This is a genomic window from Actinomadura rifamycini DSM 43936 (genome assembly GCF_000425065.1).
Classification (GTDB): Bacteria; Actinomycetota; Actinomycetes; order Streptosporangiales; family Streptosporangiaceae; genus Spirillospora; species Spirillospora rifamycini.
Map to the genome: position 1 here is coordinate 1 of NZ_KE384301.1, position 25,711 is coordinate 25,711.

The following is a 25,711-nucleotide window of genomic DNA, read 5'->3' on the forward strand; positions in this document are numbered from 1 at the left end:
GAGGACGCCGTAGACGCGGCCGTCGGGTTCGAGGAGCAGGTATTCGGCGGCGGGGGCGCGGCGGAGGGCTTCGAGGAGGGCTTCGCCGCGGAGGTCGGCGGGGAGGGCGTCGTCGGGGTCGACGGCGCGGGAGAGGTCGGCGACGGTGATCCAGGGGCGGCGGTGTTCGGGGGTCTGGGTGACGGCTTTCTCGCTGACGAGGCCGCGGGGGGCGCCGTCGTGGTCGACGACGACGAGGGCGCCGGCGTGGTCGGCGTGGGCGCGGCGGACGGCTTCGGCGAGGGGTGTGTCGGGGGTGACGAGGGTGGCGCGGCGGGCGAGGCGGCGGGCGGACAGCAGGGGGATGCGGTCGCGGACGTGTTCGGCGCGGATGGCCTGGGTGGCGCCGACCCAGATGAAGGAGGCGACGAGGGCGGACCAGAGGAGGGCGAGCCAGCCGAAGCCGGTGCCGCCGCCGGTGGTCTGGTCGGAGGCGGGGTAGGCGGCGAGGTAGGCGCCGGCGAGGAGGGCGGCGACGGCGACGGCGCGGCCGACCCAGCCGGCGATGATGGCGCCGCTGCGGCTGTGGCCGGTGGCTTTCCAGACGGCGGCGCGGACGAGGCGGCCGCCGTCGAGGGGGAGGCCGGGGAGGAGGTTGAAGACGCCGACGAGGAGGTTGGCGAAGGTGAGGGCGTCGACGAGGAGGAGGGCGACGTCGGGGAGGGGGAGGAGGGCGTGGGCGAGGAGGCCGAGTCCGGCGAGGACGAGGTTGACGAGGGGGCCGGCGAAGGCGATGAGGAATTCGCGGCCGGGGGTGGGGGCTTCGCGTTCGATGGAGGTCTCGCCGCCGAGGATGTGGAGGGTGACGGAGCGGACGGGGAGGCCGAGGACGCGGGCGGTGACGGCGTGGCTGAGTTCGTGGACGAAGACGGAGCCGTAGAGGAGGACGGCGTAGGCGAACGCGACGGCGTAGCTGGCGGGGCGTTCGACGATGTCGTTGACTTGTCCTTCGAACATGACGGTGACGAGGACGGCGACCAGGAACCAGCTCGGCGAGACGAAGACGGGGACGCCGAAGGGGCGGCCGAAGTAGAGGCCGGGGCGGGGTGTGCGGCCGTCGTCGTGGCCGGTGGGCGGGGTCTTGCCCGGGTTCGGGGGCGCGCTGTGTGTCACGTCACCGATGCTACGGCCCTGTTGGGGGTGTCGCGCGTCCGGTGGGGGCGCGGGGTTGCGGTGTTTCGTCGGGGTGGTCGCCTACGCTGCTGTGCCATGACGACGACCGAGGCCGGTGGCCGGCGCGCGGGTGGGCCTGATGTTCCTTCTCCTTCTCCTGCGGGGGGCGGCGGGCCGGGGGGTGTGCCGGTGGTGGGGTCGTTGTCGCCGTCGCGGGCGGGCGATTTCATGACGTGTCCGCTGCTGTACCGGTTCCGGGTGATCGATCGGATTCCGGAGCGGCCGAGTGCGGCGGCGGTGCGGGGGACGCTGGTGCACGCGGTGCTGGAGCGGTTGTTCGATCTGCCGACGGGCGGGCGGACGCCGGAGGCGGCGCTGGCGATGCTGGGGCCGGAGTGGGAGCGGCTGCTGGAGGCGGAGCCGGAGCTGGCGGGGTTGTTCGGGGAGGGCGAGGCGGGGGACGCCGAGCGGGACGAGTGGCTGGCGCAGGCGCGGCGGATGGTGGAGCGGTATTTCACGTTGGAGGATCCGCGGCGGCTGGAGCCGGCGGAGCGCGAGCTGTTCGTGGAGACGGTGCTGGACTCGGGGTTGAAGCTGCGGGGGTACATCGACCGGGTGGACGTGGCGCCGACCGGTGATGTGCGGATCGTGGATTACAAGACGGGGACGGCGCCGCGTGCGGATTTCGAGGCGCGGGCGCTGTTCCAGATGAAGTTTTATGCGCTGGTGTTGTGGCGGCTGCGGGGGCGGGTGCCGCGGTTGCTGCAGTTGATGTATCTGGGGAACGGCGAGGTGCTGCGGTACGAGCCGGACGAGGCGGATCTGCGGGCGACGCAGCGGAAGGTGGAGGCGCTGTGGGAGGCGATCCGGCGGGCGATGGACACCGGGGAGTGGCGGTCGCGGCGGGGGCGGTTGTGCGACTGGTGCGACCATCGCGAGCGGTGCCCGGAGTTCGGGGGCACTCCCCCGCCGTTGCCGGTGGTGCCGGTGGGGCGTCCGTCGCCGGCCGATCTGGAGGGCGGGGCCGCGGCGGTGCCGGGCGGTGCGGCGGGTGAGCGGGACGATCTGTAACCCGTGCGGGTCGGTCGGGGCGGTGCGGTCTCCTTCTTGGGGATGACCGCAGATCCGCGTTCAGGAGGGGTCTCGACCTGGCGTGACGTCCTAGGGTGAGAATCGTGTCACCCCGCATCCGTGGTCTTCTCGCCTTCCGCGCCTGGTTGCAGGCGCGTCCGTCGGCCGCCGACGCGCTGCTGGCGGCTGGGTTGCTGCTGGTGGGGCTGCCGCAGTTGTACCTCTCCGATGTGGGGGCGGAGGGGTACGGGTCGGTGTTCACGCCGCCGGACGTGCTGTGCGGTGCGCTGGTGGCGGTGGTGGCGATGGCGCTGACGTGGCGGCGGCGGGCGCCGCTGCCGGTGCTGCTGTTCATCGTGGCGGGCGGGGCGGTGCTGGCGGCGCTGGGGTATCCGCCGTCGGTGCCGGATGTGGTGGCGTTCCTGGTGGCGGTGTACGGGGTGGCGGCGCATCGGGGGTTGGCGCAGAGCGCGCTCGGCGGGGTGCTGGCGGTCGTGTATTTCGTGGTGCTGCTGGTGGCGTTGCCGGTTCCGATGTCGCCGATGGTGTTCTTGACGGATTGCGCGCTGGTGATCGGTGTGTGGATGCTGGGGCGGAATCTGCGGTTGCGGCGGGCGTATTTCGCGGAGTTGGAGCATCGGGCGGCGCGGTTGGAGCGGGCGCGGGGGACGGACGCGCGGGCGGCGCGGATCGAGGAGCGTTCGCGGATCGCGCGGGAGCTGCACGATGTGGTGGCGCATCATGTGAGCGTGATGACGGTGCAGGCGGGGGCGGCGCGGCGGATCATCGATCGGGACGCCGACAGCGCGCGGGACGCGATGTCGACGATCGAGGAGGTGGGGCGGACGGCGCTGAGCGAGATGCGGCGGATCGTGGGGGTGCTGCGGACGGAGCGGGACATGGAGCGGGCGGGGGGCGAGTTGGCGCCGCAGCCGGGGCTGGGTGATCTGGGCGAGTTGCTGGACCATGTGCGGGAGACGGGGTTGTCGGTGCAGCTGTGGATCGAGGGTGAGGCGCGGACGCCGTCGCCGGGGGTGGACGTCGCGGCGTTCCGGTTGATCCAGGAGGCGTTGACGAACACGCTGAAGCACGCGGGGGCGCAGGCGCGGGCGTGGGTGCGGCTGTACTACACCGATGATCATTTGACGGTGGAGATCGAGGACGACGGGCCGGGGACGGCGACGATCATGGCGGGGGACGAGGCGCGTCCGGGGCACGGGCTGGTCGGGATGTACGAGCGGGTGGCGCTGTACGGTGGCGAGCTGCGGATTGGGCCGCGAGTGGGCGGCGGTTTCGGGGTGCGGGCCCGTTTCCCGCTGGAGGCGTAGGTTGTCGGGCATGAGCGGGGACGGGCATGAGCAGGCGTGAGGGGGCCGGCGGTGAGCGGGCCGGCGGCGGGCGGCGGTTCGGGAGTGGCCGGGCCGGGAGCGGACGGATCGGGGTCGGGCGGCGGATGCCGGTGGTGAACGGTGTGAGGCGAGGAGCCGGGACGATGGACGGGGCGGCGCGATGAGCGCGGTGCGGGTGCTGCTGGTGGACGACCAGCCGCTGCTGCGGACGGGTTTCCGGCTGATTCTGGAGGCCGAGCCGGACATCGCGGTGGTGGGCGAGGCCGGGGACGGCGCGGCGGCGGTGGAGCTGACGCGGTCGCTGCTGCCGGACGTGGTGCTGATGGACATCCGGATGCCGGGCGTGGACGGGATCGAGGCGACGCGGCGGATCATCCGGGACGGTGCGGCGTCGCACGATCCGCGGGTGCTGATCCTGACGACGTTCGATCTGGACGAGTACGTGATCGAGGCGGTCCGTGCGGGGGCGAGCGGGTTCCTGCTGAAGGATTCGCCGCCGGAGGACCTGGTGCAGGCGATCCGGATCGTGGCGGCGGGGGACGCGATCGTGGCGCCGAGCGTGACGCGGCGGCTGCTGGACAAGTTCGCGACGCGGCTTCCCGCGGCGCGGGACTCGGCGCCGCCGCCGGGGCTGGACACGCTGACCGAGCGGGAGCGGGAGGTGCTGGCGCACGTGGCGCGCGGGCAGTCGAACGCGGAGATCGCGGCGGAGCTGGTGGTCAGCGAGACGACGGTGAAGACGCATGTGGGGAACGTGCTGGCGAAGCTGGGGCTGCGCGACCGTGTGCAGGCGGTGGTGTACGCCTACGAGACGGGGATGAGCCGGCCCGGCCAGTCCTGAGTCTCCGCTTCCCTCCCCCGCCCTCTCCCCCGTGTCGAAGGGGGCGGGGCGGCCGGGGGAAGGCGGGCCTCAGGGGCGCCGCGGGCCCGTGGCCTGCGGTGACGGGGCGGGGGCCGGGGGTGTTCCCGGAGGGTTCCCCTGCCTTCGGGGCAGGGGTTTCCTACTCCGGGAGGACGAGTGGCCCGGAGCGCCGTCCTGCGTTGGGTGGACGGCCGATTCCCTTCCGTGGGGGCATCTTTCGCGCGTCCCGGACTCCTAGGGTTTTCGGTAGCGGACCGCCGGACGATCCGGCGGTTTCCGTGTTCACCGCTCATCTCACCCCTACAGGAGTTCTCGTGACGAACACCGCCCCATCGACCGCCGATGCGCGATCCGCGCCGGGGACCGGCCCCGGGACGGGCGATGTCGCCGCGCGGGCGGAGCAGATCTCGAAGGTGTACGGGCGCGGGGACGCCCGCGTCGTCGCGCTCGACGCGGTGTCGGTGGGGATCCCCCGCGGGCGCTTCACGGCGGTCATGGGGCCGTCCGGGTCGGGGAAGTCGACGCTGATGCACTGCATGGCGGGGCTGGACTCGGTCGACTCGGGTTCGGTCTTCGTCGGCGACACCGACCTGACCCGGCTGAAGGACAAGCAGCTGACCCGGCTGCGCCGCGACAAGATCGGGTTCGTGTTCCAGGCGTTCAACCTGGTGCCGACGCTGACGGCGCTGGAGAACATCACGCTGCCGATGGACATCGCGGGCCGCAGGCCCGACGCGGCGTGGCTGGACCGGGTGATCGACACGGTGGGGCTGCGGCCGCGGCTGAAGCACCGGCCGACGGAGCTGTCGGGCGGGCAGCAGCAGCGGGTGGCGTGCGCGCGGGCGCTGGCGTCCCGCCCGGAGATCATCTTCGCGGACGAGCCGACGGGGAACCTGGACTCGCGGTCGGGCGCGGAGGTGCTGGCGTTCCTGCGGGCGTCGGTGCGGGAGATGGGCCAGACGATCGTGATGGTGACGCACGACCCGTCGGCGGCGGCGTACTCCGACCAGGTGCTGTTCCTGTCCGACGGGCGGATCGTGGACACGATGGCGGAGCCGACCGCGGACCGGGTGCTGGAGCGGATGAAGGGCTTCGACGCGGCCCCCGCGGGCGGGGCCGGGGCGGCCCGTGCGGGTGAGGACGGGGCGGAGGGCGCGGCCCGATGATGGCGAGGGTCACGCTCCGCAACCTCGCGGCGCACAAGATCAGGCTGGTGCTGACGGCCGTCGCGGTGATCCTCGGCGTGGCGTTCGTGGCCGGCACGCTGATCTTCACCGACAGCATGAACCGCCAGTTCGACGACATGTTCAGCCGGATCGGGCAGAACGTGGCGGTGAGCGTCCGGGCGACCGACGAGGGCGGCGGCGGGCGTCCGCTGCCGGCGGCGGTCGTGGAGTCGGTGCGGCGGGTCGACGGCGCGGAGAACGTCATCGGCAACGTCACCGGGTTCGCGGGGGTGCTGGGCCGCGACGGGAAGCTCGCCGGGCCGCCCGCCGAGCAGGGGGTGCCGAAGATCGGCGTGAACTGGGCCGAGGACCCCGCGTTCACGATGTCGTCGGGACGCGCGCCGCGCGGGCCGGCGGAGGTGGCGCTGGACTCCGCCACGGCGGAGGACGCCGGGTTCGGGATCGGCGACACCGTCCAGGTCGTCACGTCCGGGCCGGTGCGGCCGATGACGGTCGTCGGGCTGATCGACACCGGCGACCTGATGGGCGCGTCGGTCACCGCGTTCGACACGGCGACGGCGCAGAAGCTGCTGCTGCGGCCCGGGTACTTCACCGACCTGCAGATGGAGTCTGCGGGGCCGTCGGAGAGCGAGCTGCGCGACCGGGTCGCCGCGGTGCTGCCGGACGGGTTCGAGGCGATCACCGGGGATCAGCTGCGCGAGGAGACCAAGTCCGACATCGCGGCGGCCATGGGGTTCTTCCGGACGTTCATGCTGGTGTTCGCGCTGATCTCGGTGTTCGTCGGGGCGTTCATCATCTTCAACACGTTCTCGATGCTGGTGGCGCAGCGGACGCGTGAGCTGGCGCTGCTGCGGGCGATCGGCGCGGCCCGCCCGCAGGTGACGCGGGCGGTGCTGGGCGAGGCCGTCGCGGTCGGCGTCGTGGGGTCCACGCTGGGCCTGGCGGCCGGGGCCGGGCTGGCGGTGGCGCTGCAGGGCGTCGCCGGGCTGGACGCGGCGCTGGTGTTCACGGCGTCGCCGGTGATCTGGTCGTACGCGGTCGGGATCGTCGTGACGGTCGTGTCGGCGTACTTCCCGGCGCGGCGCGCCGCGAAGATCCCGCCGGTGGCGGCGATGCGGGACGACGTCGCGCTGCCGCAGCGGTCGCTGCGGATCCGGGTGGCGCTCGGGTCGCTGCTGACGGCGGCGGGCGCGGCGCTGATCGCGGCGGGGCTCGCGGGGTCCGGCAACGGCGCGGTGGCGCTGGTCGGCGGCGGCGCGTTCGCGGTGTTCATCGGTGTCACGATGCTCGCGCCGGTGATCAGCGTGCCGGTCGTGACGGTGCTGGGCGCGCCGTTCGCGCGGCTGCTGGGGGCGCCGGGCCGGCTGGCGCGGCGCAACGCGCTGCGGAACCCGCGGCGGACGGCGGCGACGGCGGCGGCGCTGATGATCGGCCTGGCGCTGATCACGGTGGTGAACGTGCTGGGCGCCACGATGCGGACGTCGGTCGACCGGCAGATCGAGGAGCAGTTCGGCGCGGACTACATCGTGCAGGCGGCCGGCGGCGCCATGGCGGGCGCGTCCGTGGGCGACGGCGTCGCCGGGACGCTGGAGAAGGTGCCGGGCGTGGAGGACGCCGCGACGGTCTACGGGGGGCGCGCCGAGATCGGCGGCGAGGAGGTCCGGTACGTGGCGGGCGAAGCGGCCGCCGTGGAGCGGGCCGGGCGGCTGGAGACGGTCGCGGGGAAGGCCGAGTTCGGGTCGGACGGGTTCCTGGTCGGTGAGGACGACGCGAAGGAGCGCGGCTGGACGGTGGGGACGCCGGTGCCGGTCCGGTTCCCCGACGGGAAGGGCGCGACGCTGCGGGTCACCGGGATCTACGCGGAGAACGGCCTGGTCGGCGGGTACGTCCTCGACCCGCGCGTGTATCTGGCGCACACGGTGAAGCCGCAGATCGACCTGTTGCTGGTGAACGCCGCGGACACCGGGGCGTCCACCACGAAGGCGATCGAGGACGCGCTGGCCGCGTACCCGAACCTGGAGGTGTCGGACCAAGCGGCGCTGAAGGAGCAGGCGCGCGGGCAGGTCGACATGATGGTGACCGGGCTGACCACGCTGCTGATGATGTCGGTGATCATCGCGGCGGTGGGGGTGGTGAACACCCTGGCGCTGTCGGTGATCGAGCGGACGCGGGAGATCGGGCTGCTGCGGGCGATCGGGCTCGGCCGGCGGCAGCTGCGCCGGATGGTCCGGGTGGAGTCGATCGTGATCGCGGTGTTCGGTGCCGTGCTGGGCATCGGGATCGGGGTGGCGTTCGGTGCGGCGCTGCAGAACGCCCTGGCCGAGCAGGGGCTGACGGTGCTGTCGGTGCCGTTCGTGACGCTGGGCGTGTACGTGGTGGTCGCGGCGGTGATCGGGGTGCTGGCGGCGCTGTGGCCGGCGTGGCGGGCAGGGCGGATGGACGTCCTGGAGGCCATCTCCACCGAGTGACCGGTGCCCGGGGGGTCGGTCTCCGCCCCGGAGGCCGCCTCCTCGGGCCGTCCGTCCGGTTTCTCTTCTTCGGGTCGGCGGCTGCGGGGGCGACGCCCCTTGAGGGCCGCCGGGCCGGTCCCCCGGCAACGCGAAGACCCGGTCCCCTGCGGGGGCCGGGTCTTCGCGTTCGGTCGCGCCGTCCGCGCGGAAGGCGGGGCGCGGGGCTCGGGCGGCGGTCAGCCGTCCGACTTGCCGACGGCGCCGTCCGCGTCGGCGTCGTGGCCCGCCGCCACCGTGGCCTTGGCGACCGCGTCGGTCGCGCTGACCGTGGTGTTCTCCGGGAAGTGGCAGGCGGCCTGGTGGCCGGGGCTGAGCTGCACCAGCGGCGGCTCGACCTGCTTGCAGATGTCCTGCGCCTTCCAGCAGCGGGTGTGGAAGCGGCAGGCGGGCGGCGGGTCCAGCGGGCTGGGCACGTCGCCCTGCAGCCGGATCCGCTTGCGGTCCCCGCGCTTGGACGGGTCGGGCACCGGCACCGCCGACAGCAGCGCGTTGGTGTAGGGGTGCATCGGCCGCTCGTACAGGTCGTCGCGGTCCGCGATCTCGACGATCTTGCCGAGGTACATGACGGCGACCCGGTCGGAGATGTGCCGCACCACCGACAGGTCGTGGGCGATCACCACGTAGGTGAGGTCGAGCTCGTCCTGCAGGTCCTCGAGCAGGTTGACGACCTGGGCCTGCACCGACACGTCCAGCGCCGACACCGGCTCGTCCGCGATGATCATCTTGGGCTTGAGGGCGAGGGTGCGGGCGATCCCGATGCGCTGCCGCTGGCCGCCGGAGAACTCGTGCGGGTAGCGGTTGTAGTGCTCGGGGTTGAGGCCGACGAGTTCCAGGATCTCCTGGACGGCCTTCTTGACGCCCTGCTCGGTGCTGATGTTCTGCAGCCGGAACGGCGCCCCGACGATCGAGCCGACCGTCTTGCGCGGGTTCAGCGACGAGTACGGGTCCTGGAAGATCATCTGGAGGTCGCGGCGGAGCGGCCGCAGCCGCCCCTGGGACATCTTCGTGATGTCCTGCCCCTCGAAGGTGATCTTGCCGAAGCTGGGGTCCAGCAGCCGCATGATCATCCGGCCGGTGGTGGACTTGCCGCAGCCCGACTCCCCCACCAGCCCGAGCGTCTCGCCCTTGCGGACCGAGAACGACACGCCGTCGACGGCCTTGACCGCCGCGACCTGCCGGCGCAGCAGCCCCGCCGTGACGGGGAAGTGCTTGCCGAGCCCGTCGACGTCCAGCAGCACCTCGCCGTCGCGCCGCTTCGGCGCGTCCTCGCGGGGCTTCTCCGCGGGCGCCGGGACGCCCGCGTCGCCGGCCTCGGGACCCTTGCCCCCCGGAACCTCGTCGCCCGGGGCCTTGCTCTTGGAAGTGCTCACAGTCTCGTTCCCCGTGCTCGTCACAGCTTCGGCCGGATCTCGTCGGTCCAGAGCTCCCGCCGCCGGTCGGCGGGCAGGTGGCACGCCGCGCGGTGACCGGGCCGGACCTCCACCAGTTCGGGCCGGACGCCCGTGCTCTTGCCGTCGGTCTGGTCACTGTAGGGGCAGCGCGGGTTGAACGCGCACCCCTGCGGGACGTTGATCAGGCTGGGCGGCGAACCGGTGATCGGCATCAGCCGCTCCGAGCGCTCCCGGTCCAGCCGCGGCATGGAGCCGAGCAGCCCCCACGTGTAGGGGTGCATGGGGTTGTGGAACGCGTCGTCCACCGACGCGTACTCGACGCAGCGGCCGCCGTACATCACCAGGATGTCGTCCGACAGCTCGGCGACCACCCCCAGGTCGTGGGTGATCATGATGACGGCGGAGTTGAACTCCTGCTGCAGGTCCTGGATGAGGTCGAGGATCTGCGCCTGGACGGTCACGTCGAGCGCCGTCGTGGGCTCGTCGGCGATCAGCAGCTCCGGGTCGCACGACAGCGCCATCGCGATCATCGCGCGCTGCCGCATGCCGCCGGAGAACTGGTGCGGGTAGTCGTCGACCCGCTTGTCGGGCTTGGGGATCCCGACCCGGCCCAGCATGTCGATCGCGTGCTTGCGCGCGACCTGCTTGGACACGTCGTTGTGGACCCGGTACGCCTCGACGATCTGCTGCCCCACCGTGTAGAAGGGGTGCATCGACGACAGCGGGTCCTGGAAGATCATCGCCATCTTGCGGCCGCGGAGGCGGCGGACCTCGGTCTGCGAGGAGCCGACCAGCTCGGTGCCGTCCAGCCAGATCTCGCCGGACACGTCCGCGTTGCGGCGGTTGTGCAGCCCGAGGATGCCCAGGCTGGTGACGCTCTTGCCCGACCCGGACTCCCCCACGATGCCGAGGGTGCGGCCCTGCTCCAGCTTGAACGACAGGCCGTCCACGGACTTGACGACGCCGTCGTCCGTCGGGAAGTGGATCTTGAGGTCGCGGACCTCGAGGAACGCCTCGGGAGCACCGTCCGCGGCGGCGGCCGCCTCGCGGGCGGACTCGCGGGTCGCCTTGTCCGCGGCGGCGGGCGTCTTCTCGGTCATCAGCCCAGCCTCACTCTCGGGTCGACGATGGCGTAGAGGAGGTCGACGATCAGGTTGATCACGACGATGGAGGTGGCGGTCACCAGCGTGACCCCGAGGACCATCGGCAGGTCGCTGCTGTTGATCGAGCTGATGGCGAGCTGCCCCAGCCCGTGGATGCCGAAGGTGTTCTCGGTCAGCACCGCGCCGCCGAGCAGCAGCCCGAGGTCCAGCCCGAACACCGTCATGATCGGCGTGAGGGTGGCGCGGAGCGCGTGCCGGGTGACGACCGTCTTCTCCGGCAGGCCCTTGGCGCGGGCCGTGCGGATGTAGTCCTCGTTCATCGTCTCCAGCATGCCCGCCCTGGTGAGCCGCGCGTACATCGCGGCGTACAGGAACGCGAGCGTCACCCACGGCAGCACCAGCGACTGGAACCACGCCACCGGATCAGTGGTGAACGGCCGGTAACTGCCGCCGCCCGGGAAGATCTCCAAGGTGTAGGAGAACAGGGCCAGCGACACCAGTCCGGTGAAGTAGATGGGCAGCGACACGCCCGCGAGCGCGATCACCATCGCGGCGCGGTCCCATTTGCTGCCGCGCCGCAGCGCCGACACCACGCCGGTGGTGATGCCGACCGCCAGCCAGACCACGGCCGCGCCGAGCGCCAGCGACAGCGTCGCCGGGGCGCGGTCGAGCAGCGTCGGCAGCACCTGCTGGCTGGAGTTGAACGAGTACCCGAGGCAGGGCGCGGAGCAGTGCTCGGTGGTCGGACCGAGATCGAGCTCCTTGCCGGCGACGACCCCCTTGAGGAAGTCGGCGTACTGGACCACGATCGGCTCGTCCAGCTTCAGGCGCTCCTTGGTGTCCTGGATCGCCTGCGGGCTCGGGGCCTTGCCGACGTACGCGGCCGCGAGCTGGTCGGTGGTCTGACCCGCCAGCTTCGGCAGACCGAAGAAGATGCCGAAGGTCACCAGCGTGACCACCAGCAGCATGATGACGGCCCCGATGAGGCGCCGGATGATGTATGCGAACACTATGCGCGGCCCGGCCCGCCGGCCGGGCGGACCTGTGGGCCCGTTCCCGGCCGGCGGACGTCGCCTTCACCTGCCTTCGGATGAATCGGCGAGCGAGCGGTAGGTCACTCCACGCCCATGTTGAGGTAGTCGTACATGCCGCCGTAGCCGCCGGTGATGCCGACGTTCGTGACGTTCGCCGGGCGGTAGAGCAGCGCCTTCGCGTAGATCAGCGGGACGATGCTGGCGTTCTCCATCACCATCTTGTCGACCTCACCGTAGATCTTGGTGCGGGCGGCCTTGTCGGTGTTGGAGATGGCGTTGTCGAGCGCCTGGTTGATCTTCGGGTCGTCCAGCTCGGACAGGTTCGTGCCGCCGGACGGCTTGATCGCCGAGCCGTGCACGATCTGCTGCAGGAACCCGTAGCCGGTCGGCCAGTCCGGGGCCCACGCCATCAGCATCATGCCGACGCCGTGCTCGTGGACGTAGTCCGGGACGCCGACGTACTTGTTGAAGTAGTCACCGGCGGGGAACTGCACGATGCTGACGTTGATGCCGACCTTCTTCAGCGCCTGCTGGATGGCCTGCGCCATCGCGACTTCCTTGTCCCGGTCGGACCGCGCCGAGATCTTGGTGCTGAAGCCGTTCGGCTTGCCGCACTCCTTCAGCTCCTGCTTGGCCTTGGCGATGGTGGCCTCGTCGAGACCGCCGCCCTCGGCCTGCTGCTGCGGGTACAGGTCGAACTTCTGGTACGACTCGAGGTTCGTCGGCTGGACCGTGGTGGCGACGTCACCGCCGGCGAGCGGGCCGCCGTAGGCGGTCTGCGCGGCGACCTTGTCGGTCGCGTACTGCACGGCGCGGCGGCAGTGCACGTTGTCGAGCGGCTTGACCTCCTGGCTCAGGGCCATGTACCGCAGGTAGCCCTGGACCGGGTTGTCGACGTACGGCTTCTGGTCGGCCGCGAGCACCTTCGGCTGCGCGGCCGCCTGGACGCCGACGCCGGCGATGTCCATCTCCAGTTCGCCGCTGAGCAGGCGCTGGTCGATGTCGTCGCCGTTCTGCTTCAGCTCGACCGTGATCTTGTCCGGCAGCGCCTTGCGGATCGGGTCGGTGTTCTTGTCCCAGTGCGGGTTGCGGGACAGCGTCATCTGCTTGCCGCGCTGGTAGCTGTCGACCTTGTACGGGCCGGAGGAGACGATCGCGGTCTCGTACTTCAGACCGGTGTCCTTGGCCTTCGGCACCGGCATGGTCTGCGACATCGCGACCAGGTAGTCGAACTCCGAGAACGGCTCGTTCAGGTTGAAGACGATCGTCTGGTCGTCCGGGGTCTCAATGGACTTCAGACCCTGCTCGGAGTCGTCCTCGTAGGGGCCCTTGTACGGCTTCTCGTTGTCGACCAGGTACTGCTGGAAGTACTTCGGCCCGAGCTGCAGCTCCTTGGAGAAGTTGCTGCGCTCCACGGCGTACTTCACGTCCTTGGACGTCACCGTCGTCCCGTCGCTGTACTTCACGCCGGTGCGGATCTTGTACGTCCAGGTCTTGCTGTCGTTGCTGGGCGTGCCCAGGCCCGTGGCGAGGTCCGGGATGACCTCCAGGCTCTCCTTGCCCGCGGCCGGCTTGAACGTCGTCAGCGCGCGGCCGTACAGGCGGGCGAAGTTCTGCGAGAAGGCGTAGTAGGTGTTGCCCGGGTCCGGGGAGTCCCAGTCGTCGGAGCTCGCGAGGCGGAGCGTGCCGCCCTTCTTGTCCGAAACGTTGGCGACCTCGTTGACGGCGGCGTTGAAGCCGGGGGCGTCCCCCGAGCCGTCGGAGTCGCCGCCGCCGCAGGCCGCGAGGGCCCCGGCGGCGAGCACCCCGGCCGCGAGGGCCGAGATCGATCTCATCAGTTTCATGTGCAGGCGCACCCCTTCACTTAGACGGGTCGGATAAACCCGAGGTCACTTGGCCCGGGGGTCGAGAGCGTCCCGCAGCCCGTCACCGAACAGGTTGAAGGCGAGGACGGTGATGAAGATGGCCATGCCCGGGATGATCATGTACATCGGGGCGGTCGCGTAGAGCGGGACGGCCAGGGTGAGCATGCCGCCCCACGACGGGGTCGGCGGGATGACGCCCACGCCGAGGAACGACAGGGCGGCCTCGAAGAGGATGTTCGTCGGGATCAGCAGCGTGGAGTACACGAGGATCGGCGCGACGAGGTTCGGCAGCACTTCCTTGAACAGGATGTAGCCGTTGCGCGCGCCCATGCTGCGTGCGGCGTCGACGAACTCGCGCTCCCGCAGCGACAGCGTCTGCCCGCGGACGATCCGGCCGATGTAGGGCCAGTTGAAGAAGCCGATCACGAAGACGAGGACCGACACCCGCAGCCCGTTGCCGCTCAGCCCGAACGAGCCGTCGGTGACGACGCCGACCAGGGCGATCGCGAACAGCAGCAGCGGGAAGGCCAGGAAGGCGTCCATCGCGCGGCTGATGATGAAGTCGACCCAGCCGCCGAAGTAGCCGGCGGTGATGCCGAGGATGGTGCCGAGGAGCACCGACAGCAGCGTCGCCAGGAACGACACCAGCAGCGAGATCCGGGCGCCGTACACGATCCGGGCGAGCATGTCCCGGCCGGTGCCGGGCTCGACGCCCAGCAGGTGCTCGGCGCTGATGCCCGAGTGCCAGACGCCGTCCTTGGGACGGCTGTAGGTCGGGTCGATCAGGTTCTGGTTGTACGCGAGCGGGTCCTGCACGAAGAACGGCCCGAAGATCGCGATGAGGATCAGCAGGATGACCACGCCGCCGCCGGTGAGCGCGACCTTGTCCCGCTTGAGGCGCATCCACGCGATCTGGCCGAGGGACCGGCCCTGGATCTTCTTGCCCTGCATGCCCTCCAGGACCGATTCGGGCTGCGCCTCGCTGTCGGAACCGGTCACCTCGATGGGTGCGGCCACGCTCTACCTCCTACCGTCCGGCCACTGGGTTCAGGCCATGTCGCCGGCGTGCGACCGGCGATCGCGGAGATCATCCGCAGCCCCCGTGCCCGTTACGCCGCGTTTGCTGAAGGGAAACGTAGTCCTTCGGGCACGACTGTCCATCCGTGAAGCGGGCTGCGCCAGTACCCGTATCTGACTTGTGATCTCGTCGTCATCTCGGGCACACGTGTCATACGCAACTCGTCGGACAAATCGCCCGAATAGTACGGCCACCGTCAGAGTGAGTTGCAACTCAGCGGCCCGAAGGCCAGGAACCTTTACCGGACCGAGTCCGTTCTGAGACTCTTTCTCCGCAGGTCAGCACGCTAGTACACACGGGCCCCAAAGGGCACGGACGCGCGCCGCGAGACGCTCCGGGGCTCCGGCGGGAGCCCCGGAGCGCGCCGCCCCGCGGCGACCGGACGAAAACCGCGAAGCGGCCCTGACAGGTTCTGTCAGGGCCGCTTCGCGAGAACGCGGAACCGGGCGGTCCGCGCACCGGGCGGGGCCCCTGGCCGGAGGCCCCGGCCGGACGCGCGCGGTCCCGCCGGGCGCCGGGGGCGCCGCGGGGGGACCGGCCCGGTCAGGAGATGCCGCGGTTGCGGAGGATCTGCTCGATCTCCGCCATCTCGGGGTCGACGTTCTGCGCGCCGCCGACCTCGCCCTTGGGCGCCTTGCCGGCCGCGGCGCGCCGGCCGCCGGACTCGCCGCCCTTCCCGCCCGACTTCCCGCCGGACTTGCCGCCGCCGCCCGCGTCCGCGCCGCCCTTGCGGCCGCCCGACCTGCGGGCCAGCATCGCGCCGGACGTCAGGTACAGGACGACGGCGAGGCCGAGCACCACGACCCCCGCCCACTTCTCGGGGTCGAACACCAGGTCCGCGAGGAAGGCGGTCACCCCGGTCAGCGCGGCGCCGATCGGCACCAGCGACAGCGCCGCGCCGCGTACACCGGTCGCCGCGCCGCGGCGGCGCGCCACCCCCCAGCTGATCACCAACCCGACCAGGGTCACCCCGAGACTGATCGCGAAAATGGCTGCGTCGCTCATGCCGGCCCCTCATCCGTGTGGTGCTGCCGCTCCCATGGTCACACGTCCCGGCCCGGGCGCCGCTCCTCCCGGCGGACGGTTTGCGGGCCGCGCGACCTCCTCCTTCCGCGGGACCCTCCCCTGAGAAAGGTGCCCCTCCGGTATCAGGGGCCGCGCCCGCCGCGGGCCGCCCTGCACGGGACGCCGTCGCTTCCAGCGTAGGCGAGCGGAACGCATGTCAACGTCCGGCAACGGAATGATGACGGGACGGTGGAGCCGGACGGGCCCCTCCCCGCGGGAAACGCCCCGATCGAGCCGCCGCGGCCCGCCGCCCGCGGGGGCGGCGAGGGGAACGGGTCAGCCGACCAGGTCGCGCAGCCGCGCCAGGTCGATCTCCCGCAGCGACGCCACGACCGTCCGGCCGGGCGCGGGCGGGATCGGCAGGACGCCCGGGACGGCGACGACCGCGCAGCCCGCGGCCTCCCCCGCGGCGACCCCGTTCGGCGAGTCCTCCAGGACGACGCAGCGGGACGGGTCGGCGCCGAGCCGCGCGGCGGCGGTCAGGTAGGGCTCGGGGTCCGGCTTGGTGCGGGCGACCTCGTCGCCCGCGACGCTGAGCGCGAAATGCTCGCGGCCCACCGCGTCCAGGACCGGCTCGATCAGCCGGCGGTAGCTCGAGGACACCAGCGCCGTCGCGACCCCGGCGGTGCGCAGCTCGGTGAGCAGCTCCTTCGCGCCCGGCATCATCGGCGCGCAGGCGCTCAGCCGCTCGTGCATCCCGTCCAGCATCCGCCGCCCGACCTCCTCGGGCGAGGCGTCCGCGCCGCTCACCTCGAGCATGTACGCGACGCCGACGTCCAGGGACCCGCCGACCAGCTTCTCCTGGTGCTCGGCCGACCAGGTCGCGCCCAGCGACGCCATGACCTCCGACTCCACCTCCAGCCAGAGGCGCTCGGAGTCGATCAGCAGGCCGTCCATGTCGAACAGCACGGCGTCGGGGGTCTGGGGGGACACGCGTCTCCTCTCGGCGGGCACGGGACTCCACGGCACGCACGTCCCACCATAACCGCGCCGTCCCGGTTTCCTCTTCCGTGTCCACATGCTGGACCGCTAACGTGCCCATTCGAGAACTACCAACGAGTAAGGAGCGGTATGAGCGCGTACGGCATCATCCTCTGCGGCACCGACGGCTCGGACTCCTCGTTCCGCGCCGTGGACCGCGCGGCGCAGCTGGCCGCCGCCACCGGCGCGCGGCTCCTGCTCGCCTCCGCCTACAGCCCGATGCCCGAGCGGGAGCGGGCCCGCACGGCGGACCGGCTCGGCGACCTCGCCTACAAGGTGCAGGGGTCCACGCCCGCCGACGACGCGCTGCGCGCCGCGCGGGAGCGGGCCGTCGCCGCCGGCGCCACCGACATCGAGCAGGTCGCGGTCGAGGGCGACGCCGTCGACGTGATCTCCAAGCTCGCCAAGGACCGCGCCGCGGGCCTCGTCGTGATCGGCAACCGGGGCCTCAACAGCCTCGCGGGCCGCATCCTCGGCTCCGTCCCGGCGAACCTCTCGCACCGGTCGCCGTGCGACGTCCTGATCGTGCACACGACCGACGGGAAGTGATCCGTCGGAAGTGATCGGATCGTGACCCGCTTTCCGCCGCGGGCGTACACGGCGGGCGTCTGGCGGCGCACGGGCGGGGTACGTCACCGTCAGGACGTAGGCTGACGGCCACCGATCATCGCCGGGGGACCCCGACCCCCGGGAATGACGGCCCCCCGCGGTGACGCTGTACCTGGGCGTCGGAAGGAGCAGCGCGTGATCGAGCTCGAAAGCGTGCCGGAACTCGTGGAGCCGGTGCTCGTGGCCGCCTTCGAGGGATGGAACGACGCCGGGGAGGCCGCCAGCGGCGTGATCGGGCACCTGGAGAGCAGCTGGGACGCCGTCCCGATCGCCGAGCTCGACCCCGACGACTACTACGACTTCCAGGTCACGCGGCCGATCGTGGAGATGACCGACGGGGAGACCCGCGGCATCACCTGGCCGACGACGCGGGTCTCGTGGGCGCGGCTGCCGAACGGCCGCGACGTCGTCCTGGTGCACGGCATCGAGCCGAACATGCGGTGGCGGTCGTTCTGCCGGGAACTGGTCGGGCTGATGCTCGAGCTGGACGTCCGCAACGTGGTCCTGCTCGGCGCGCTGCTCGCCGACGCGCCCCACACCCGCCCCGTCCCGGTCACCGGCGCGGCGTCGCAGGCGTCGATCGTCAGCACCCTGAACCTGGAACCGGCCCGGTACGAGGGGCCGACCGGGATCCTCGGGGTGCTGCAGGACGCCTGCGCCCGCGCCGACCTCGACACCGTGTCGCTGTGGGCGGCGGTGCCGCACTACGTGGCGCAGCCGCCGTCCCCGAAGGCGACGCTGGCGCTGCTGCGCCGCGTCGAGGACCTCCTGGACGTCACCGTCCCCCTGGGCGAGCTGCCGGAGGAGGCGCGGGCCTGGGAGAACGGGGTGAACGAGCTCGCCGAGGAGGACTCCGAGGTCGCCGACTACGTCCGGACGCTGGAGGAGCAGAAGGACGCCACCGAGCTGCCGGAGGCCAGCGGCGACGCGATCGCCCGCGAGTTCGAGCGGTACCTGCGGCGCCGCGACCCCGGGTGACCGCGGCCCCCGCCGCGCCGATCGCCGCGGAGCGGCCGCCGCGCGGGGCGCGGGTTACACTGGGGCCGTCGGATCCCCCGTTCTCGGCGATGGCCCGCGCACGCCGCGAAGTGCGCCCCTCATGACCTCTCGTGTTCCGGAGGGCGGCAGCGCCCCGCACCGGTGACCCGCCGGGCCGCCCGGTCCCCGTCGGGGCCGGCGATCCGCGTCCGGCCCGCCCGCGAACTGCGGCGCCGGCGCCGGGCCCGCGCCCACTCCTGCTGGGACCATCTCATCGCCGCGCCGCTGTGGCCGCTGCACGGCGCGAACCTCGGCACCCTGCTGCGCACCTGCGACGCCGTGGGCGCCTGCCTGGCCGTGCCGCGCTTCCCCTGGGTGCCGGACGCCCTCGAGCGCGGCAACACGCTCCGCCGCCCGGCGTGCGTGCACTGGACGGGCGACCCGCTCGGGTGGCTCGCGCGGCAGCGGGAGGCGGGCGCCCGCGTCGTCGGCGTGGAGCTGGCCGACGAGGCCGTCCGGCTCGCCGACCTGCCCGCCGCGCGCGGCCGCACCGTCGCCGTCCTCGGCCACGAGCAGCACGGCATCCCCGGCGAGGCCCTCGGGCTGCTCGACGCCGCCGTGGAGATCCCCATGGTCGGCACCGGCAGCAGCCTGAACGTCGCGGTCGCCGGGTCGCTCGTCCTCTACAAGCTGGCGGGGCTGCTGTGACCCGGGCCGCGCGCCGCGCCGGGGCGCGGCGCGCGGGTCACCGCACGGTCAGAGGGCGACGCCGAGGAGCGCGTCGGCGACCGCCGCGACCTGCCGGGGCGCGGCCGGGTCGTCGCCGTCCGCCGCGGCCCAGGCGTCGATCGCCGCGAGCGCGCCGGGCGCGTCCAGGTCGTCGGCCAGGCGGGCGCGGACGGCCGCGGCGACGGGCCCGGCGGCGGGCCCGGACGGGCGGGCGGCGGCCGCGCGCCACCGGGCGAGGCGGTCCGCGGCGGCGCCGAGCTGCGCGCCCGTCCACTCCCAGTCGGACCGGTAGTGGTGGGCGAGCAGCGCCAGCCGGATCGCCATCGGGTCGGCGCCCGACTGCCGCAGCTTCGACACGAACACGAGGTTCCCGCGCGACTTCGACATCTTCTCGCCGTCCAGCCCGACCATCCCGGCGTGGACGTACGCGCGGGCGTGCGGCCGCTCCCCCGTCGCGACCTGCGCGTGCGAGGCGCTCATCTCGTGGTGCGGGAACGCCAGGTCGGAGCCGCCGCCCTCGACGTCGAAGCCCATGCCGAGGTACTCCACGGAGATCGCGGAGCACTCCACGTGCCAGCCGGGGCGGCCCTCTCCGAACGGCGAGTCCCAGCCGGGCTCGTCCGGGCGGCGCCGCAGCCACAGCAGCGCGTCCAGCGGGTCGCGCTTGCCGGCGCGGTCCGGGTCGCCGCCGCGCTCGGCGAACAGCGGCGCCATCTCCTCCCGGGCGAGCCGGCTGACCCGGCCGAACGCGGGGTCGGCGGCGACGGGGAAGTACACGTCGCCGTCCACGTCGTAGGCGGCGTCGCGGCCGCGCAGCTTCTCGATCATCTCGATGACCAGGGGGATCGCCTCGACCGCGCCGATGTAGCGGTCCGGCGGCAGGATCCGCAGCGCGGTCATGTCCTCGCGGAACAGCTCGATCTCCCGGTCGGCGAGCTCCCGCCAGTCCTCCCCGGTCTCGCGGGCACGTTCCAGGAGCGGGTCGTCGACGTCGGTCGCGTTCTGCACGTAGTGCACGTCGTGGCCGAGGTCGCGCCACACGCGGTTCACCAGGTCGAACGCCAGGTAGGTGTTGGCGTGCCCGAGGTGGGTCGCGTCGTAGGGGGTGATCCCGCAGACGTACATCCGGGCGGAGCCGCCGTCCCGCACGCCGCCGGGGAGCGTGGGGTGCGCCGCGCCCGTCCCCGTGTCGTACAGGCTGAGCGGCCGCTCCGCGGCGGGCAGTCCCGCGTCGGAGAGGCTGGGGACATCGGAGGCGTGCCACGATCGCATACGGAAAGCTTATCCGTGGGCGGGTCGCGCCTTTGATGCGCGTTGGTCGGAACTTCCCGTGAGATGCGGCGAACGCCGGACGGACGCGCCGGACGGGCGGCCGGCGGGCGCGCCGTGCGGACGTGCCGTGCGGGCGCGCCGGGTCAGGCGGGACGCACGCGCGGGTCGAGCACCGAGTACGCGAGGTCCACCAGCAGGTTCGCGACGATCACGACGAACGTCACGGTCAGCGTCACGCCGATGACGACCGGGGTGTCACCGGTGGCGATGGAGCGGGTCACGAGCTGCCCGACGCCCTGCAGCCCGAACACCTTCTCGGTGACGACCGTGGAGCCGATGAGCGCGCCGACGTCCACGCCGAACTGGGTGACGACGGGGGTCAGCGCGGACCGCAGCCCGTGCCGGACGACGACGCGGCGCTCGGTGAGGCCCTTCGCGCGGGCCGTCCGGACGTAGTCCTCCCCGAGCGCGTCCAGCAGGGCGCCGCGGGTCAGGCGGGTGTAGGCGGCCGCCATCAGCAGCGCCAGCGCCGCCCACGGCAGGATCATCCGCTGCAGGAAGTGCTCCTGCAGCGGCGGCCCCGCCTCGAAGAACCGCAGGCCGGCGTCGCCGAGCCGGGTCGAGAACACGTGCAGCAGGACGAGCGCCGCGACGAACGGCGGCGTGGACAGCCCCACCAGCGTGAACACCGCCGTCGCGCGGTCCCACGGGCCGCGGGGACGCGCGGCGCCCAGCGTCCCGGCGAGGACGCCCCCGGCGAACCACAGCACCGCCGCGCCGAACACCAGCAGCAGCGTCGTGGGGAGGCGGTCGGCGATGAGCGCGGCGACGGGGGCGCCGCTGACGTGGGAGTCGCCGAGGTCGCCGCGCAGCAGGCGGCCGAGGAACGCCGTGTACTGGACGGGGACGGGGCGGTCCAGGCCGAGGCTCTCCCGGACCCGTTCGAGGGCGTCGGGGGTGGCGCGGGGCCCGGCGACGACGCGTTCGACCGACACCGGCGACAGGTGCAGGAACGCGAACACCAGCGTGGACACCAGCCACATCACCAGCGCGGCGAACATCAGGCGGCGCAGCACGAAGCACGGCACGGGCGGTCACCCGTCCCCGGGGGCGGCGTCGGCGCGCGGGTCGAGCGCGTCCCTGACGCCCTCGCCGAGCAGGTTGAACGCGAGCGTGGTCAGCAGCAGCAGGGCGCCCGGGACGGCGAGGAGCCACCAGGCCGTCTGGAACACGTCGGAGCCCTCGCCGAGCATCGAGCCCCAGCTCGGCATCGGCGGCCGGACCCCGACGCCCAGGAACGACAGCGTCGCCTCCGCGACGATCGCGCCGGGGACCAGCAGCGACGTCAGCACGGTGAGCTGCGCGGTCAGGTTCGGCAGCACTTCCGACACCATGATCCGCGCGTTGGAGGCGCCGAGCGCGCGGGCCGCCTCGATGAACGCGCGCCGCCGCAGCGCCAGCACCTGCCCGCGCACGACGCGGCCGAACGAGGCCACCGAGAAGAACGCGACGACCAGGATCGTCATCGCCAGGCCGCCCGCGACCGACGGCACCGGGAACGTGGTGGCGAGGGTGATCGCGACGAGCAGGTACGGCAGCGCGAGCATGACGTCCATCAGCCGGGCGAGGACGGTGTCGACGACGCCGCCGCAGAACCCCGCGACGACCCCGATGAGCGTTCCGGCGGCCGCGGCGAGCGCCGCCGCGCCCAGCCCGACGACCAGCGAGATCCGCGCCCCGTAGGCGGTGCGGACCAGGACGTCGCGGCCGAGCTGGTCGGCGCCCAGCCAGAACTCGCGGCCGGGCCCGCGCGGCTGCCCCGCCGCGTCGAGGCCGGTGTCGGGGAACGCCGCGGCGTAGGGGTGCCCGGTCAGGTGCGCCCACAGCGGCGCCAGGGCGGCGAACAGGGCGATCACCAGCAGGACCGCGGCCGCGGCCAGGGCGGACCGGTCGCGGCGGAACCGGGCGACGGCGAGCCCGGCGGGGGTGCGTCCCGCGCCGGCGCCGGGCCGCTCCCCGAGGACGTCCGCGGCGTCGCCGTCCCCGACGGGACGGACCGAAAGCGGGAGCACCGGCGGGGGCGCCGCCCGCGCGGCGCGGCGGGCGCGCCGGCGGGCGCCGCGCCCGGAGCCCCGAGCGCGCGCCGCGACCTCCTGCTTGAACACGGGTCCCGCCCCCACAGCACCGCCGACAAAGATCGCAATAGGTAGTCAAACTAGCACCGGGCGTCACGGAGGGGCGGTCCGTTGCGGCAAAACGGTCTCCCGGCGCGCCGGGCGGCGCGCCGCGGGCGGTGAGCGGGAACCGGGGGCGGAAGCCGGGTCAGAGGACGCGCGTCCAGGCGGCGGGGTCGCCCGGGACGGCGGAGAAGTCGTAGCGGGCGGCGTCCTCGGCGAGCGCGACGAGGCTGACGGAGGTGGTGCCCCACACCCGCCCTTCGCCGAGGTCGAGCAGCGGCAGCAGGGCCCGGTGGTCGGCGCGGGCGAGGCCGTCGCCGTCGACGAGCGGCAGCCAGGCGCCCCACGCCTCGGCGGAGGGCTCGCCGCCGAAGCCGGGCTCCGGGCGCGGCGCGGTGAGCATCCGGGGCCGGAAGTGGGCGAGGCGGGCGGCCATGTAGGCGTCCTCCCGCACGTCGCCGTCGGTCCTGCCGGGGCCGCCTCCGCCCTCCAGGCCGCTGTTGACGATGAGGTGGACGCCGGGGCCGAGGTCGTGCGCGGCGAGGGCGCCGCCGTCCCAGCTCCACAGCCGCACTCGGCCGGGCTCGGCCGCGACCAGGTGGAACGGGTCGAAGACGTCCAGGGGCAGCGCGCCCGGGTCGCCGCCGGACGCCGCGAGCAGCGGCAGCTCGCCGCGGCTGGCGCGGCGGTCCTCGGGCGCGGGCCGTCCGCGGCCGTTCAGCACCACCCCGGCGCGGGGCGCGGCGGGGTCGACCGCCAGCCAGGTGCCGCCGGCGCGCAGGTCACGGCCGCCGACCACGCCGGGGCGGTCCGGCCAGTGGGGGGCCGGGGGCTCCCACGCGCGGTTCACGAACTCGTCGCGGACGCCCGCGAGCAGGACCGGGACCGGGGACGACGGGTCGACGCTGATGATCGCCGTGCACATGCCCCAATTTGAGCATCTTGCCCGGAACGGGGCGACGGCGGGGGCGGATCAGAGCGGCGGCCAGGGGACGGCGGGCCAGTCCTCCGGGGGGTAGGGGTGGATGCGGTGCTTGAGCATCAGCTCCACGCGGCGGCGGGTCGCGTCGACCTCCTCGGCGGTGAGCAGCTCCGCCAGCCGCGCCGCCAGCGGGCCGCCGCGCAGGCCCGCGTCGACGCGGGCGAGCGCCTCGAGCGCCTCGGCGGTCAGCGGGTTGCCGCGCCACTGCCACAGCACGGTCCGCAGCTTGTACTCGACCGAGAAGGTGACGCCGTGGTCGCAGCCGTAGACGTGGCCGCCGCCGGGCGGCAGCAGGTGCCCGATCTTGCGGTCGGCGTTGTTGATGACGGCGTCGAACACCGCCATCCGGCGCACCGCCTCGTCGTCCGACCGCGACAGCGCGACGAGGTCGATGTCGGGGTCGGGCTCGACCCACAGCTGCACCATGCCCGGGCCGTAGGGTCCGTCGCGGTGCACCGTCGGGGGGACGGTGCTCCAGCCCATGACGCGGGACACCTCGTAGGCGGCGACCTCCCGCTCGGCGAGCGTGCCGTCGGGGAAGTCCCACAGCGGGCGCTCCCCCGCGACCGGCTTGTAGACGCAGGCGGCCGACCGGCCCTCGTGCTCGATCGAGCAGTACAGGGTGGCGTTGGACGCCTGGACGAGCCGGCCCTCGACCGTCAGCCGCCCGGCGAGCAGGAGCCCTTCGGCGGCGGCGACGTCGCCCGGCGGCACCGGGCGGCCGGGCGCGCCGTCGCCGGCAGGCGCCCGATCCCGGGAGGACTGGGTCATGCGCTCATTCTCCCGGCATCCGCCTTCATGATCCAGTACGCCGGTGTCCCCGCACGGCGCGTCGCGGGACGGCGCCCGGCGGCGGGGGTCGGGGGGCGGTGCGCCATGTCAGCCGAGGTATCCGTTCTGCCGGGGGCAGACGTGCCCCTCGGCGTCCAGCGGCAGCCCGCACAGCGGGCACGGGGGGCGGCCCGCCGCGACGACCTTCAGGGCCCGCTCGGTGAACGCGCGGGCCTGGGCGGGGCTGATCTGCACCCGCAGCACCGCGATCGCGGGGTCGTCCTCGCCGACCTCCGCGTCCTCGCCCTCGGTGACCTCCTGCGCCTCGATCACGACGCGCTGCCCGTCGGGGTCCCAGGCGAGCGCCATCGTGCCGACCCGGAACTCCTCCTCCACCGGCTGGTCGAGGGGGCCGTCGTCGCGCAGCTCCGCGGGGGCCGCCGCGGGCACGGGCGCGTCGCCGCCGCTGCGGCGCAGCACCTCGTCCAGCAGCTCCTCCAGCCGCTCGGCCAGCAGCGTCACCTGGAACTTCTCCAGGCCGACGCTGGTGACGCGGCGGCCGGAGCGCGCCTGCAGGTAGAACGCGCGGTCGCCGGGCCGCCCGACGGCGCCGGCCACGAACCGCTCCGGCAGATCGTAGGAGATGACGGGCATGACACCGACCCTACGCGCCGCCGCCGACGACCGCGTCACTCGACCCGAGTCCGGCTTTCCCGGAACCGTCGCCCGCGCGCTCCCGGTCGCCCTCCTTCGGCGGTTCGGGCACGAGGCCGGAGACGTCCCCGCCGGTGTCGTTGAGCCGGACGACGAACGGGCGCAGCTCGGTGTAGCGGACGACGGTGAGGGACGCGGGGTCGGCGTGGATCCGCTGGAACTGGTCGAGGTGCAGGCCGAGCGCGTCGGCGACGATCGCCTTGATGACGTCGCCGTGGCTGCACACCGCGTAGAGGGCGTCCGGGCCGTGCTCGGCGGCGATCCGCGCGTTCCAGTCGCGGACGGCGGCGACGGCGCGGTGCTGCGCGGCGGCGAGGGACTCGCCGTCCGCGCCGGGGAACACCGCGGCGCTCGGGTGGCTCTGCACGACCCGCCAGAGCGGCTCCTTCGCGAGCTCCTCGATGCGGCGGCCGGTCCAGTCGCCGTAGTGCACCTCGCCGAACCGGTCGTCGGTGCGGACGGCGCCGGCGGCGCCGGGGCGGCCGGCGGCGGCCCGGGGGCCGGGGGGGGGGGGGCAGTCGCCGTAGTGCACCTCGCCGAACCGGTCGTCGGTGCGGACGGCGCCGGCGGCGCCGGGGCGGCCGGCGGCGACGGCCTCGGCGGTCTGCACGCAGCGGTCGAGGGGGCTGGACACGATCGCGGCCAGGGGGAGCTCCGCGATGCGGTCGGCGAGGGCCGCCGCCTGCGCGCGGCCGCGCTCGTCCAGGCCGAGCCCGGGGGTCCACCCGGCGAGCACCGGCCCGGTCATCGCGGTCAGGCCATGCCGTACCAGGAGAAGGGTCGTCACAGTCGGCAACTCTACGCAATGCGGGGCGCCGCCATGATCGGGCG

The 25,711-nt window shown here is 73.4% G+C and carries 23 protein-coding genes; 8 read left to right on the plus strand and 15 right to left on the minus strand.

Going from position 1 to position 25,711, the window contains the following annotated elements:
* Window positions 1-1,152 (minus strand): site-2 protease family protein (locus tag H505_RS46730; protein ID WP_034521767.1); only part of this gene is annotated, 1,152 nt, incomplete at its 3' end.
* A gap of 183 nt (window positions 1,153-1,335) precedes the next feature.
* Between H505_RS46730 and H505_RS46735 the strand changes: the two genes are divergently transcribed.
* The 5 genes from H505_RS46735 (at window position 1,336) to H505_RS0136825 (ending at window position 8,089) form a co-directional block, all read left to right on the plus strand.
* Entirely contained in the window at window positions 1,336-2,223 is an 888-nt protein-coding gene (locus H505_RS46735) for a RecB family exonuclease (protein WP_051301586.1), read from the plus strand.
* A 104-nt stretch (window positions 2,224-2,327) separates the two neighbouring features.
* The gene (locus H505_RS0136810; protein ID WP_026405954.1) at window positions 2,328-3,551 is read left to right on the plus strand and encodes a sensor histidine kinase; all 1,224 of its coding nucleotides are present in this window, start codon (window positions 2,328-2,330) and stop codon (window positions 3,549-3,551) included.
* Window positions 3,552-3,732: 181 nt separating this feature from the next.
* Window positions 3,733-4,413: a response regulator gene (locus tag H505_RS0136815; RefSeq protein WP_034521769.1), complete on the plus strand. Its 681-nt coding sequence runs from the start codon at window positions 3,733-3,735 to the stop codon at window positions 4,411-4,413.
* A gap of 335 nt (window positions 4,414-4,748) precedes the next feature.
* Window positions 4,749-5,600: an ABC transporter ATP-binding protein gene (locus H505_RS46740; protein ID WP_051301587.1), complete on the plus strand. Its 852-nt coding sequence runs from the start codon at window positions 4,749-4,751 to the stop codon at window positions 5,598-5,600.
* Entirely contained in the window at window positions 5,597-8,089 is a 2,493-nt protein-coding gene (locus H505_RS0136825; protein ID WP_245592729.1) for an ABC transporter permease, read from the plus strand. Before H505_RS46740 ends, H505_RS0136825 begins: the two co-directional genes overlap by 4 nt.
* A gap of 218 nt (window positions 8,090-8,307) precedes the next feature.
* Here the strand turns inward: H505_RS0136825 and H505_RS46745 are convergent, their stop codons facing one another.
* The 7 genes from H505_RS46745 to H505_RS0136860 form a co-directional block, all read right to left on the minus strand.
* Window positions 8,308-9,369: an ABC transporter ATP-binding protein gene (locus H505_RS46745; protein ID WP_233617862.1), complete on the minus strand. Its 1,062-nt coding sequence runs from the start codon at window positions 9,367-9,369 to the stop codon at window positions 8,308-8,310.
* Between the two features lie 152 nt (window positions 9,370-9,521).
* Window positions 9,522-10,622, minus strand: coding sequence for an ABC transporter ATP-binding protein (locus H505_RS0136835; protein ID WP_026405957.1), 1,101 nt, complete (start codon window positions 10,620-10,622; stop codon window positions 9,522-9,524).
* The gene (locus tag H505_RS0136840; protein ID WP_026405958.1) at window positions 10,622-11,635 is read right to left on the minus strand and encodes an ABC transporter permease; all 1,014 of its coding nucleotides are present in this window, start codon (window positions 11,633-11,635) and stop codon (window positions 10,622-10,624) included. Before H505_RS0136840 ends, H505_RS0136835 begins: the two co-directional genes overlap by 1 nt.
* Before the next feature lie 104 nt (window positions 11,636-11,739).
* Complete coding sequence (locus H505_RS0136845) at window positions 11,740-13,503, minus strand: ABC transporter substrate-binding protein (RefSeq protein ID WP_034521917.1); 1,764 nt, start codon at window positions 13,501-13,503, stop codon at window positions 11,740-11,742.
* 45 nt (window positions 13,504-13,548) lie between these two features.
* Window positions 13,549-14,541: an ABC transporter permease gene (locus H505_RS0136850; RefSeq protein ID WP_026405960.1), complete on the minus strand. Its 993-nt coding sequence runs from the start codon at window positions 14,539-14,541 to the stop codon at window positions 13,549-13,551.
* A gap of 604 nt (window positions 14,542-15,145) precedes the next feature.
* On the minus strand, window positions 15,146-15,607 hold the full coding sequence (locus H505_RS0136855; RefSeq protein WP_034521773.1) for a hypothetical protein: 462 nt from the start codon (window positions 15,605-15,607) through the stop codon (window positions 15,146-15,148).
* 336 nt (window positions 15,608-15,943) lie between these two features.
* Window positions 15,944-16,600 (minus strand): HAD family hydrolase, encoded by a 657-nt coding sequence (locus H505_RS0136860; RefSeq protein WP_026405962.1) that lies wholly within the window; start codon window positions 16,598-16,600, stop codon window positions 15,944-15,946.
* A 138-nt stretch (window positions 16,601-16,738) separates the two neighbouring features.
* Here H505_RS0136860 and H505_RS0136865 point away from each other — a divergent pair, with 138 nt between their 5' ends.
* The 3 genes from H505_RS0136865 (at window position 16,739) to H505_RS0136875 (ending at window position 18,943) form a co-directional block, all read left to right on the plus strand.
* A complete protein-coding gene (locus H505_RS0136865; protein WP_026405963.1) occupies window positions 16,739-17,197 on the plus strand; it encodes a universal stress protein in 459 nt (152 codons plus the stop codon).
* 195 nt (window positions 17,198-17,392) lie between these two features.
* Window positions 17,393-18,235, plus strand: a complete 843-nt coding sequence (locus H505_RS0136870) for a PAC2 family protein (RefSeq protein WP_026405964.1) — start codon at window positions 17,393-17,395, stop codon at window positions 18,233-18,235.
* A 162-nt stretch (window positions 18,236-18,397) separates the two neighbouring features.
* Window positions 18,398-18,943, plus strand: coding sequence for a TrmH family RNA methyltransferase (locus H505_RS0136875; RefSeq protein WP_026405965.1), 546 nt, complete (start codon window positions 18,398-18,400; stop codon window positions 18,941-18,943).
* Window positions 18,944-18,991: 48 nt separating this feature from the next.
* Here H505_RS0136875 and mshC read toward each other — a convergent pair whose 3' ends face one another.
* The 7 genes from mshC to H505_RS0136910 form a co-directional block, all read right to left on the minus strand.
* Window positions 18,992-20,236, minus strand: coding sequence for a cysteine--1-D-myo-inosityl 2-amino-2-deoxy-alpha-D-glucopyranoside ligase (gene mshC, locus H505_RS0136880; protein ID WP_026405966.1), 1,245 nt, complete (start codon window positions 20,234-20,236; stop codon window positions 18,992-18,994).
* 143 nt (window positions 20,237-20,379) lie between these two features.
* Window positions 20,380-21,324 (minus strand): ABC transporter permease, encoded by a 945-nt coding sequence (locus H505_RS0136885; protein ID WP_026405967.1) that lies wholly within the window; start codon window positions 21,322-21,324, stop codon window positions 20,380-20,382.
* Between the two features lie 6 nt (window positions 21,325-21,330).
* The gene (locus H505_RS46750; RefSeq protein WP_245592730.1) at window positions 21,331-22,401 is read right to left on the minus strand and encodes an ABC transporter permease; all 1,071 of its coding nucleotides are present in this window, start codon (window positions 22,399-22,401) and stop codon (window positions 21,331-21,333) included.
* Window positions 22,402-22,558: 157 nt separating this feature from the next.
* Entirely contained in the window at window positions 22,559-23,338 is a 780-nt protein-coding gene (locus tag H505_RS0136895; protein WP_026405968.1) for an NRDE family protein, read from the minus strand.
* A 48-nt stretch (window positions 23,339-23,386) separates the two neighbouring features.
* Window positions 23,387-24,166, minus strand: coding sequence for an SCO1664 family protein (locus H505_RS0136900; RefSeq protein ID WP_026405969.1), 780 nt, complete (start codon window positions 24,164-24,166; stop codon window positions 23,387-23,389).
* A gap of 108 nt (window positions 24,167-24,274) precedes the next feature.
* The gene (locus tag H505_RS0136905) at window positions 24,275-24,820 is read right to left on the minus strand and encodes a DUF3090 domain-containing protein (protein ID WP_026405970.1); all 546 of its coding nucleotides are present in this window, start codon (window positions 24,818-24,820) and stop codon (window positions 24,275-24,277) included.
* A 10-nt stretch (window positions 24,821-24,830) separates the two neighbouring features.
* Entirely contained in the window at window positions 24,831-25,667 is an 837-nt protein-coding gene (locus tag H505_RS0136910) for an MSMEG_4193 family putative phosphomutase (RefSeq protein WP_026405971.1), read from the minus strand.
* Window positions 25,668-25,711: the final 44 nt, after the last annotated feature.

Excerpts from the sequence above, each read along its gene's own strand:
- H505_RS0136815 (WP_034521769.1), top strand. The coding sequence starts at position 3,733 with ATGAGCGCGGTGCGGGTGCTGCTGGTGGACGACCAGCCGCTGCTGCGG.
- H505_RS0136825 (WP_245592729.1), top strand. The coding sequence starts at position 5,597 with ATGATGGCGAGGGTCACGCTCCGCAACCTCGCGGCGCACAAGATCAGG.
- H505_RS0136835 (WP_026405957.1), bottom strand. The coding sequence starts at position 10,622 with ATGACCGAGAAGACGCCCGCCGCCGCGGACAAGGCGACCCGCGAGTCC.
- H505_RS0136845 (WP_034521917.1), bottom strand. The coding sequence starts at position 13,503 with ATGAAACTGATGAGATCGATCTCGGCCCTCGCGGCCGGGGTGCTCGCC.
- H505_RS0136855 (WP_034521773.1), bottom strand. The coding sequence starts at position 15,607 with ATGAGCGACGCAGCCATTTTCGCGATCAGTCTCGGGGTGACCCTGGTC.
- H505_RS0136865 (WP_026405963.1), top strand. The coding sequence starts at position 16,739 with ATGAGCGCGTACGGCATCATCCTCTGCGGCACCGACGGCTCGGACTCC.
- mshC (WP_026405966.1), bottom strand. The coding sequence starts at position 20,236 with ATGCGATCGTGGCACGCCTCCGATGTCCCCAGCCTCTCCGACGCGGGA.
- H505_RS0136895 (WP_026405968.1), bottom strand. The coding sequence starts at position 23,338 with ATGTGCACGGCGATCATCAGCGTCGACCCGTCGTCCCCGGTCCCGGTC.
- H505_RS0136900 (WP_026405969.1), bottom strand. The coding sequence starts at position 24,166 with ATGACCCAGTCCTCCCGGGATCGGGCGCCTGCCGGCGACGGCGCGCCC.
- H505_RS0136905 (WP_026405970.1), bottom strand. The coding sequence starts at position 24,820 with ATGCCCGTCATCTCCTACGATCTGCCGGAGCGGTTCGTGGCCGGCGCC.